This window comes from Salinicola lusitanus (assembly GCF_003206045.1).
Classification (GTDB): domain Bacteria; phylum Pseudomonadota; class Gammaproteobacteria; order Pseudomonadales; family Halomonadaceae; genus Salinicola; species Salinicola lusitanus.
Genome location: NZ_PZJM01000009.1, coordinates 43,508 through 54,688 on the forward strand (window position 1 = coordinate 43,508; position 11,181 = coordinate 54,688).

General features: G+C 63.5%; 9 protein-coding genes. 3 read left to right on the top strand and 6 right to left on the bottom strand.

Annotation, left to right across the window (positions count from 1 at the left end; all coding sequences use genetic code 11):
* Positions 1 to 99 precede the first annotated feature (99 nt).
* The 6 genes from DOM45_RS13600 to DOM45_RS13625 all read right to left on the bottom strand — a co-directional run bounded on the left by DOM45_RS13600 (position 100) and on the right by DOM45_RS13625 (position 6,886).
* Positions 100 to 1,104, bottom strand: a complete 1,005-nt coding sequence (locus DOM45_RS13600; protein ID WP_110601369.1) for a dipeptide ABC transporter ATP-binding protein — start codon at positions 1,102 to 1,104, stop codon at positions 100 to 102.
* A complete protein-coding gene (locus DOM45_RS13605; RefSeq protein WP_110601371.1) occupies positions 1,101 to 2,141 on the bottom strand; it encodes an ABC transporter ATP-binding protein in 1,041 nt (346 codons plus the stop codon). Before DOM45_RS13605 ends, DOM45_RS13600 begins: the two co-directional genes overlap by 4 nt.
* Positions 2,142 to 2,204: 63 nt before the next feature.
* Positions 2,205 to 3,104 carry an ABC transporter permease subunit gene (locus tag DOM45_RS13610; RefSeq protein ID WP_110601372.1) on the bottom strand — a complete coding sequence of 300 codons (900 nt, stop codon included), beginning with the start codon at positions 3,102 to 3,104 and terminating at the stop codon, positions 2,205 to 2,207.
* A gap of 15 nt (positions 3,105 to 3,119) precedes the next feature.
* The gene (locus DOM45_RS13615) at positions 3,120 to 4,124 is read right to left on the bottom strand and encodes an ABC transporter permease subunit (protein WP_110601374.1); all 1,005 of its coding nucleotides are present in this window, start codon (positions 4,122 to 4,124) and stop codon (positions 3,120 to 3,122) included.
* Positions 4,125 to 4,200: 76 nt separating this feature from the next.
* Complete coding sequence (locus DOM45_RS13620; protein ID WP_110601375.1) at positions 4,201 to 5,787, bottom strand: ABC transporter substrate-binding protein; 1,587 nt, start codon at positions 5,785 to 5,787, stop codon at positions 4,201 to 4,203.
* Between the two features lie 220 nt (positions 5,788 to 6,007).
* Positions 6,008 to 6,886, bottom strand: coding sequence for a glycine betaine ABC transporter substrate-binding protein (locus DOM45_RS13625; RefSeq protein ID WP_110601376.1), 879 nt, complete (start codon positions 6,884 to 6,886; stop codon positions 6,008 to 6,010).
* 368 nt (positions 6,887 to 7,254) lie between these two features.
* Between DOM45_RS13625 and glpD the strand changes: the two genes are divergently transcribed.
* From glpD to glpK, 3 genes are all read left to right on the top strand, one after another.
* Positions 7,255 to 8,769, top strand: a complete 1,515-nt coding sequence (gene glpD, locus DOM45_RS13630) for a glycerol-3-phosphate dehydrogenase (RefSeq protein ID WP_110601378.1) — start codon at positions 7,255 to 7,257, stop codon at positions 8,767 to 8,769.
* Positions 8,770 to 8,869: 100 nt separating this feature from the next.
* A complete protein-coding gene (locus DOM45_RS13635) occupies positions 8,870 to 9,598 on the top strand; it encodes an MIP/aquaporin family protein (protein WP_198655655.1) in 729 nt (242 codons plus the stop codon).
* A 70-nt stretch (positions 9,599 to 9,668) separates the two neighbouring features.
* A complete protein-coding gene (gene glpK / locus DOM45_RS13640) occupies positions 9,669 to 11,174 on the top strand; it encodes a glycerol kinase GlpK (protein ID WP_110601379.1) in 1,506 nt (501 codons plus the stop codon).
* Positions 11,175 to 11,181 lie beyond the last annotated feature (7 nt).

The window sequence follows — 11,181 nt, forward strand, 5'->3', positions numbered from 1 at the left end:
GTAGCCAATTCTCCACCGGAGTTAGCCTCCCCGCCAGACGACGAACGCCGAATGCCCGGAGGCATTCGGCGCTGACGTCACCCGGCAACGGCATTCGCCTCAACCGGCTCGAGCGTACCGGGCCATCGCTTGATCGACATGGATGCAGGCCACTTCGACCCGGTCGTCGACGCGCTCCAGCGGCGGATCGTCCTGGGTGCAGGCATCGGTCGCCAGATGGCAGCGTGGGGCGAACGGGCAGCCCGGCGGCGGCGCCAGCGGCGACGGCGGCTCGCCCTTGAGGTGGACGCGCTCGCGCCGGCGGTTGGGATCCGCCACCGGCGTCGCCGAGAACAGCGCCTGGGTGTAGGGATGGCGCGGGGTGGTGAAGACCTCTTCCGCCGGCCCCGTCTCCACCGGCTGGCCGAAGTACATCACGATCACGTCATCGGCGATGCGTCGCACCACCGATAGGTCGTGGGAGATGAACACGTAGGCCAGCCCGAACTCCTCCTGCAGATCCGCCAGCAGGTTGAGCACCTGGGCCTGGATCGACAGATCCAGCGCCGAGACCGGCTCGTCGAGGACCAGGATCTTGGGGTTGAGCATCAAGGCGCGGGCGATCGCGATACGCTGGCGCTGGCCGCCGGAGAACATGTGCGGATAGCGATCGGCATGCTCCGGACGCAGGCCCACCTTGGCGATCATCTCCAGCGCTGCCTCGCGCCGCGCCGCCGCACTCATCTCCTTGCGATTGAGCTTGAGCGGCTCTTCCAGCATGGTCGCCACGGTCTTGCGCGGATTGAGCGACCCATAGGGATTCTGGAAGATGATCTGGACCTCGCGGCGCAGCGCCGCCGGCGGGCGCTGCCCCTCCTTGAGCGACACCTCGTGCCCGCTGATGGTCAGCTTGCCGCTGGTGGGCGGCTCGATCATCGTCAACACCCGGGCCAGGGTCGACTTGCCGCAGCCGGACTCGCCGACCACCGCCAGGGTCTGGCCGGGATAGAGCTCGAAGGTCGCCTCGTTGAGCGCCTTCACCGTCGCCGGCCGGGAGAACGGGCCACCCTTGATCTGATAGTGACGGGTGAGATTGACGGCGCTCAATACGGCATCGCGACTCATGGGCGCACCTCTCTATGCGGGCTGGACTGCGGGTTGTCTCGCGCCACGCCCGCCGCAGCCGGCGACGGCGAAACCCCATCTTCCAGTGGATAGTGACACAGCGTTCGGGCGGGGTCGTCCGGCGCCGGTACCGGCTCCACCTCGCGGCAGTGCTCGGTGGCGTAGCGACAACGCGGATTGAACAGACACCCGCTCGGACGATCATGCTGGCCGGGGACGACGCCGGGAATGGTCGGCAGCCGGTCCTGATCGCCGGCCCGCTCCGGCAGCGCCGACAGCAGCGCCTCGGTATACGGGTGGCGTGGATTGGCGAACAGCGACTTCACATCCTGTTTCTCGACCTGGCGCCCGGCATACTGCACCACCACGTGCTTGGCGGTCTCCGCCACCACGCCCATGTCGTGGGTGATCAGAATCAGCGCCATGCCGGTGTCTTCCTGCAGCCGCAGCAGCAGCTCGAGAATCTGCGCCTGGATGGTGACGTCGAGCGCCGTGGTCGGCTCGTCGGCGATCAGCAGCCGCGGATTGCAGGAGATCGCCATGGCGATCATCACCCGCTGGCTCATGCCGCCGGACATCTGGTGGGGATAGGCCTTGATCCGGCGTGCCGGATCGGGAATCCCGACCTGTGCCAACAGGTCCAGCGCACGCTCGTGGCGCTCCTTGCGGGAGCCGCCCAGGTGCTGCTTGATCATTTCGTCGATCTGGGTACCGACGGTGAAGCAGGGATTGAGGCTGCTCATCGGCTCCTGGAAGATCATCGACATTTCGCCGCCGACGATTCGTCGGCGCTGACGCGAACTCAGCTGCTGCAGGTCCTGGCCGTCGAACGCCATCTTGTCGGCGGTGACCTGCGCCGTCCACGGCAGCAGGCCCATGGTGGCGAGCATCGACACCGACTTGCCCGAGCCGGATTCGCCGACGATCGACCACACTTCGCCGCGGTCGACATTGATGTCGACCCCTTCCACGGCAGCGAACAGGCCGCTGCTGGTCTTGAAGCGAACACTGAGGCCTTCAATATCTAGTAATGCCATGACAACTCCTCATCGCGTCGCCGCACCCGCCCCGGACGCCAGGCGCCAGGGCGGGCGAAGCGCTCACGATCTTTTCATCTTGGGATCCAGCGCATCGCGCAGGCCATCACCCATCAGGTTGATCATCAGCACGGTCAGCAGGATGATCAGCCCCGGAAACGTCACCGCCCAGTAGGCGCTGCCCATGAACTCGCGGGCGTTGGCCAGCATCGCACCCCACTCCGGCGTCGGCGGCTGGACACCCATGCCGAGGAAGCCCAGCGCCGCGATGTCGAGAATCGCGGTGGAGAACGACAGCGTCGCCTGCACGATCAGCGGCGCCATGCAGTTGGGCAGCAAGGTGTTGAACATCAGGCGCAGGTGCCCGGCACCGGAGAGCCGGCTGGCGATGACGTACTCGCGATTCTTCTCGCCGATCACCGCCGCTCGCGTCAGGCGCACGAAGTAAGGCAACTGGACCAGCGCGATGGCGATCATGGCGCTGGTCAGGCCGGGGCTGAGGATGGCGACCAGGCCCAGCGCCAGCAGCAGGCTGGGGAACGCCAGCACCACGTCCATCACGCGGGTGATGACGGTCTCGATCCAGCCGCGGAAATACCCGGCCAGAAGGCCGAGGAAAATCCCCACGCCCATCGAGATCACCACCACCATGGCGCTGATCGAGAGCGAATAGCGCGCGCCGAAGATCAACCGCGAGAGGATGTCGCGACCTACCGCGTCGGTGCCGAGGATGTAGTTCCAGCTCCCTTCGGCATGCCACACCGGCGGCACCAGCAGCGCCGCACGATCCTGCATCGCCGGGTCGTGAGGTGCGACCCAGGGTGCGAACAGCGCGACGAGCAGAATGAAGACGATGAAGATCAGACCGACCAGCGCGCCACGACTGGCGCTGAAATCGCTCCAGAAGGACGCCAGCTGGTAGCGGAACGAGCCGGGTGCGGCGGGGGTAGAAATGGTACTCATGATGAAAGCCCCCTGTTAATGGCGGATGCGCGGGTTGATGACGCCATAGGCGAGATCGACCAGCAGATTGACGATCATCACGATGAACGCGATCAGGACCAGGCCACCCTGCACCGAGGGATAGTCGCGTCGCGAGATCGCGTCGATCATCCACTTGCCGATGCCGGGCCACGAGAAGATCGTTTCGGTCAGGATCGCTCCCGCCAGCAGCAGGCCCACCTGGAGACCGATCACCGTCACCACCGAAATCAGCGCATTGCGCAGGGTGTGCACCATGATCACGCGGAAATTGGACAGTCCCTTGGCCCGTGCGGTGCGCACGTAGTCCTCGCCCAGCACCTCGAGCATCGAGGAGCGGGTCTGCCGGGCGATGACCGCCAGCGGGATCGTCCCCAGCACGATCGACGGCAGGATCAGGTAGTGCAGCGCGGAGAGAAACGCGCCCCAGTCGCCGGCGATCAGGCTGTCGATGGTCATGAAGCCGGTGACCGGCTCGATGAAGTACATGTACGAGATGCGCCCCGAGACCGGGGTCCAGCCCAGGGTGCTCGAGAACAGCATGATCAGCAGCAGGCCCCACCAGAAGATCGGCATCGAATAGCCGGTCAGGCTGACCCCCATGATGGTGTGATCGAGCGTCTTGCCACGCTTGACCGCGGCCAGCACGCCGGCCGGCAGGCCGATGATGACGGCGAACGCCAGGGCAAAGAGCGAGAGTTCGAGCGTCGCCGGGAAGCGGCTCATGAACTCGTCCATCACCGGGGCGTGGGTCACCAGGGAGTTACCGAGATCGCCATGCAGCAACCCCTTCAGGAAATCGAGATATTGGACGACCAGGGAGCGGTCGAATCCCATTTGGGACTCGAGCTGGGCGTAACGTTCGGCGGAAATGCCGCGCTCCCCCGCCATCAGCAGAATCGGATCGCCCGGCAACAGGCGAATGAAAGCGAACGCAACGATGGTGACGCCAATGAACGTCGGGACCAGCTGCGCCAGCTTGATCAGAAAGAATTTGAACATTTTGGAGGTCTGGCTAGTCACGCGATAAGACGCGGGGCGGCTGTCAGGGCCGCCCCGCGTCTTCGCTAGGAGAGAATCACTCGATGTCGACGCCTTCGAAGCTATGGCCGCCGAGCGGATCGATCTTGTAGCCGGTCACTTCCTTGCGAAGCGGCATGAAGACCGTGGAGTGGGCCAGGGTGTCCCAGGGCGCCTGCTCCTTGAAGATCTCCTGGGCCTGCTCGTAGAGCTTGGCGCGCTCTTCCTGGCTATCCAGGGTGCGAGCTTTCTGGATCAGCTCATCGAACGGCTGATAGCACCACTGGGAACGGTTGGCACCGCCGACACCGTCACAGCCGAGCAGCACGCCCAGGAAGTTGTCCGGATCGCCATTGTCGCCCGTCCAGCCGAGGATGACCGCACCGTCACGGTCGACGTCCGAGGAGCGCTTCAGGTACTCGCCCCATTCGTAGGTGACGATCTGCGCATCGACGCCGACTTTCGACAGGTCCGACTGCATCAGCTCGGCGGTCCGTCGCGCGTTGGGCATGTACGGACGCTGAACCGGCATCGCCCAGATGTTCATCTTCAGATTCTCGACCCCCGCATCCTTCAACATCTGCTCGGCTTTCTCGGGGTCGTACGGATCATCCTGGATGGCGTCGTTGTAGCCCCACATGGACGGCGGGATCGGGTTCTTGGCCACCTGACCGGCGCCCTGGAACACCGCATCGATGATCGCCTGCTTGTTGATCGCCATGTTCAGCGCCTTGCGCACTTCCGGCTTGTCGAACGGTGCCATCTGGGTGTTGTAGGCCAGATACGCCACGTTGAGACCGGCTTCCTCGAGCACGTTGATGTCGGCGTTCTGCTGCATCGCCTGGACGTCGGACGGATTCGGGAACGGCATCACCTGGCACTCGCCGGCCATCAGCTTCTGGTAACGCACCTGGGCATCGGAGGTGATCGCGAAGACCAGGTTGTCGATCGGCTGCTTGCCGCGGAAGTAGTCCGGGTTGGCCTGGTAGCGGATCGCTGCGTCTTCACGATAGTTGACGAACTGGAACGGACCGGTACCGATCGGCTGCTGGTTGGCCAGCTCCGGCTTGCCCTCGTCGAGCAGCTGCTGCTCGTACTCCTTGGAGTGGATCGAGGCAAAGTCCATCGCCAGGTTGGCCACGAACGGTGCGTTGGGCTCGGTCAGCACGAACTTCACGGTGTGGTCGTCGACCTTGTCGATCGACTCGATCAGATCACCCATCGACATCGCGTTGAAGTACTCGAAACTGCCGTTGGCCAGCTTGTAATACGGGTTGTTCTCGTCCATCTGACGCTCGAACGTCCAGATCACGTCGTCGGCGTTGAGCGGTCGGCTGGGAGTGAAGAAGTCGGTGGTCTGGAACTTGACGTCGTCGCGCAGGTGGAAGGTCACTTCCAGGCCGTCGTCCGACACGTCCCAGCTCTCGGCGATGGCCGGTTCGACTTCGGTGGTACCCGGCTTGAACTGCACCAGGCGGTTGTAGATCGTCTTGCTCGACGCGTCGAAGGTGGTGCCAGCCGTGTAGAGCGAGGGATCGAAGCCCTCCGGCGAGCCTTCGGAGCAGTAGACCAGCGTCTTGGCCATGACCGGGGTCGCGCCCATCATCATGGCGGCAATGCCAGCCGCAAGCAGCGTCTTCTTCATTATCCATCTCCTGCACAGCTATCGCTGTTCTTGTGATATCGGCTTGTGGCCGCTTGTCGTTGTAATGCCGGCCTGTCAGACAGCCGGCAATCGGCACAGACTAGAGCGTGAAGTAGCGTTTAATCAATTGTCCAATAGCGTGAGAAGAGGTGGTTGCAGCGAGGGGGCATTCAGTCTAAGTGACCCCATCGGACATCGCCGGGAGCGTGTGGCCGAAAGCCTATGGCTGAATTCGCTCGCCAGCGGCCAGCCATTGATCGACCTGGTCCCGGTTCTCTTCGAGCCAGGCCCGTGCTCCAGCCACCGGGTCGCCTCGAGATTCGATCTCCGACATCAGCGTGCCGAGGCTTTGGTCGCTCATGTGCCAGGCATCGAGCACCGCGGTCAGCCAGGGGTCGTCCTCGGCGAAGCCCTGACGCGAGAACCAGTAGATGGTATCGCCGTCTCCATAGACGTTTTGCGGGTCTGCCAGATACTTCAGATCGTAGTCGGCAAACGCCCAGTGCGGATTCCACAGCGTCACCACGATCGGCGTTTCGTCCCGATAGGCGCTGTCGAGCGCGGACATCATTGCCGGTTCCGAGCTGTTGACCTGCGCCAGCGGTAGATCGTAGGTCTCGATGGCCTCGTCGGTCATCCCGGCGATGGCGGAACCCGGATCGATACCCAGGATCGTGGGACTCCCCTGATATTCGAACTCGTCAGCGTGTTTTGCCAGCTCCGGAATGGTGTCGATATCGACGTAGCTCGGCACGACCAGGCCCAGTCCGGTCTTGTCGTACCAGGCAGCGTGAACCTCGAGCGTGTCCTTGTACGGTGCGAGAAACTCCTTGTCGGTATGCGGCAGCCATATCTCCAGCGACAGGTCGATGTCAGCGGCGGCCATCCCAGCGTAAAGCGCGCTCTTGCCGACGGCTGACAGCTCGACGTCGTAGCCGTGGTTCTCCAGCACCAGCTTCCACAGGTTGGCGACAGCGACGTTCTCCGCCCAGTTGTTGGTGCCGATGGTCAGTCTCTTTTCCTGCGCTAAGGCGTGAATCGGTGAGAGGGACACCGCAGTGAACACCGTGGCTGCCAACGGACAAAGCATCTTTCTCATAACTGGAAACCTCTGTTTTTATGTCATTCAAGAAAAAATCGTTATGAGTATCGCTTAAAGCGCATGATCTTTCAGCTTTGGATCTGCGCTTTAGCACCCGGCTGACCTTCAAGTTTCAGAAGGAGGCGGCACCCCAAACGGGCCGCCATGTTCCGATACGAAACGCAAATATTCGTAAATCGTGTTTCAAACATTCATTGACGAACATTGCTGGTCGCGGCAATACAAGACACATTTATTTGATTTATCTTTATATTTTCAGACCCGCATCCGGGGATGTCGGATCGTCTACGACTTTCTGCCTAGTTCATAATGTTCGATTTCGCGCCACAATGATCTAAACCGAACACACATGAGCAGATCCGAACATGGCCAACGAAAGCTACGATCTGATTGTCATCGGCGGCGGCATCAACGGCGCCGGCATCGCTCGGGATGCCGTGGGCCGCGGCCTTTCGGTGCTGCTGGTCGAGGCCGATGATCTCGCCAGCCATACCTCGTCGGCCTCCACCAAGTTGATTCACGGCGGCCTGCGCTATCTGGAGCAGTACGAGTTCAAGCTCGTGGCCAAGGCGCTATCCGAGCGGGAAGTCCTGCTCAAGATGGCGCCCCATATCATCTGGCCGATGCGCTTCGTGCTCCCCCATCAGAAGCGCCTGCGCCCGGCGTGGATGATCCGTATCGGACTGTTTCTCTATGACCATCTCGGCGGGAAACAGACCCTGGCAAACTCCCACGGCATCAAGTTCGCCGACCATCCGGCCGGGGTGCCGTTGAAAGCGGCGTTCACCAAGGGCTTCGCCTATTCGGATGCCTGGGTCCAGGATGCCCGCCTGGTGGTGCTCAACTGCATGGACGCGGCCGCTCGCGGCGCGCGGATCATGACCCGCACCCGGGCCGAGACGGCGACACGCAGCGCCGACGGTTGGCAGGTGACGCTCAAGACGAGCGACGGCGAGACCAGCGAGGTGCACGCGCGCGGGCTGGTCAACGCGGCAGGCCCCTGGGCGGTTCGCTTCCTGGACGATATCGCCGCCCAGAACCACCCCTACTCGCTGCGTCTGATCAAGGGCAGCCACATCGTGGTCGAGCGCCTGTTCGACCACGACTACGCCTATATCTTCCAGCAGCCGGATGGCCGCATCGTCTTCGCCATTCCCTACGAGCGCGACTTCACCCTGGTCGGCACGACCGATGTCGAACACTCGGGGGCGCCGGGCAAGGTGGCGATCGAGCCGGACGAAATCGCCTACCTCTGCGAGGCCATCAACCGCTACTTCGAGCGCTCGATCAGTGCCGACGACGTGGTCTGGAGCTACTCCGGCGTGCGCCCGCTACTCGACGATCACGAGGACAACGCCAGCGAGATCACCCGCGACTACCGCATCCAGCTCGACACGGCGGGTGGCGCGCCACTGCTCAACGTCTTCGGCGGCAAGCTGACGACCTATCGACGCCTGGCCGAGGATGCCGTCGACCAGCTGGCGCCGACGCTCGGCCGGCATGAGAAGTCCTGGACCCACGACGGTCATCCGCTGCCCGGCGGCGATGACGCCAATCCCCAGCAGCTCGTCGCGGCGCTGCAGACCCGCTACCCCTTCGTGCCCTCGTCGATGGCGACGCGTCTGGTGTTCAACTACGGCACCCGAGCGCTGACGATCCTGGGCAAGGCCGAGCGTCTGACCGATCTCGGCGAACACTTCGGCGCCGATCTCCACGCCGCCGAGGTCGATTACCTGTGCGCGCACGAATGGGCCCGGACCGCGGAAGACATCCTCTGGCGTCGCTCCAAGCTCGGCCTGCGTCTCGACCAGCGCGAGCAGCGCCGGCTCGCCGATTACCTGGGCTGCCCGTCTCTGGCAGCGACGGAGGAGAAAACCTAGCCGACGAACGCACCACGCCTCGACAGCCGATCGAGCCATCGACGTGACGCAGGCCACCGGGGCCATGCCGGCCGGAACATCACTGACAGTAAGGAAGACCATGGGAGTCATAGAAACGATAGTGCTGCATGAGATCGCCGGTACGGCCTGCATGACGCTGCTCGGCTGCGGCGTGGTCGCCAACGTTCTGCTCAAGAAGACCGGCGGTCACAATGGCGGCCCGCTGCTGATCTTCTTCGGCTGGGGACTCGCGGTCTACTGCGGCGTGTGGATCGCGTTCGATACCGGCGCTCATCTCAATCCGGCCATCACGCTCGCGCTGTGGCTGGGGCCGGCCACCGAGTACGCGGACGGCATTCCCATCACCCTGAACAATACGCTGGCCTACTTCACTGGCGAGTTCGTGGGTGCCTGGCTGGGTGCGGTGCTCTGCTACCTTTGTTACAAGAAGCAGTACGACGATACCGAGGACGCCACCACCATCCTGGCCACCTTTTCGACCATTCCCACGATCCGGTCGCGTTTCTGGAACTGCGTGACCGAAGCCATCGGGACCTTCGTGCTGGTGTTCGTCATCATCATGTTCGGCCACACGCCCAACGGCCTGGGGCCACTGGCCGTGGCACTGCTGGTGGTCGCCATCGGCGCCTCGCTGGGCGGGCCCACGGGCTACGCGATCAACCCCGCCCGGGACATGGGGCCGCGTTTGGCCCACGCCATGTTGCCGATCCGGAGCAAGGGTTCCAACGACTGGGGTTACGCCTGGGTGCCGTTCGTCGGCCCGATCATCGGCAGCAGCCTCGCGGCACTCGCTGCCACGGTCTATTGAGCGGCAGCGGGCGATTCAGAGACACGTCGACTCCTCATTCAGGACTCACCATTCAGAAGGATAGTTTCTCATGAGTGACAAGAAATACGTTCTGGCCATCGATCAAGGCACCACCAGCTCGCGCGCCATGCTGTTCGATCACGACGGCAAGATCGCGGGCGTCGCCCAGCGCGAGTTCGAGCAGATCTTTCCGCGTCCGGGCTGGGTCGAGCACAACCCCCGCGACATCATGACCAGCGTGTTGACCACGCTGACCGAAGTGATCAACAACACCCAGGTGGATGTCGAGGAGATCGCCGGCATCGGCATCACCAATCAGCGTGAAACCACGGTGATCTGGGACAAGCACACCGGCCAGCCGGTCTACAACGCCATCGTCTGGCAATCGCGGCACTCGGCCGAAATCTGTGACGAGCTGCGCGACGCCGGTCATGCCGACAGGGTCCGCGACAAGACCGGCCTGGTGATCGATGCCTACTTCTCGGGCACCAAGATCAAGTGGATCTTCGACAACGTCGACGGCGTCAAGGAGAAGGCCGAGAAGGGCGACCTGCTGTTCGGCACCATGGACTCCTGGCTGATCTGGAACCTGACCGGCGGCGCCGTGCATGTCACCGACGTGACCAACGCCTCGCGCACGCTGCTGTTCAACATCCGCGAGCGCCGCTGGGACCCGGAGCTGCTCGAGCTGTTCGGGGTGCCGGAATCGATGCTGCCCGAGGTCAAGTCCTCCAGCGAAGTCTACGGCCACGTGCTGCCGAAGTTCTTCTTCGGCACGAAGCTGCCGATCGCCGGTATCGCCGGCGACCAGCAGGCGGCGCTGTTCGGTCAGGCCTGCTTCAAGCCCGGCATGGCCAAGAACACCTACGGCACCGGCTGCTTCACGCTCATGAATACCGGCAACGAGGCCACGCAATCGGACAATGGGCTGTTGACGACCATCGCCTGGGAGATCGACGGCGAGGTCGAATATGCCCTGGAAGGATCGATATTCGTGGCCGGCTCGGTGGTCCAGTGGCTGCGTGACGGGCTGCGCATGCTCGGCAAGTCATCGGATTCCGAGGCCTACGCCGAGCGCGCCGGCAGCAACGACGGCGTCTATCTGGTACCGGCCTTCACCGGTCTCGGCGCGCCCTACTGGAACTCCAATGTGCGAGGGGCGATGTTCGGCCTGTCGCGCGGTACCAGCAAGGAGCAGTTCATCCGCGCCGCCATCGAATCGATGGCCTACCAGACCGCGGACGTGCTCGCGGCGATGCAGGCCGACGCGGGTATCGACCTGACCGAACTGCGCGCCGACGGTGGCGCCATCGCCAACAACTTCCTGGCCCAGTTCCAGGCCGACATCCTCGGGGTCGACGTGCTGCGCAGCGAGATCAGCGAGACCACGGCACTGGGTGCCGCCTATCTTGCCGGACTGGCGCTGGGGTTCTGGGAGTCCCGCGAGCAGATCTCCGCGCAGTGGGCGATCGAACGCCGCTTCGAACCCGTCATGGGCCAAGATCGACGCGACGAGCTGTATGGCGGCTGGAAACGGGCGGTGCAGGCCACCATGGCGTTCCAGGTCGCCTCTTAGGCACGTT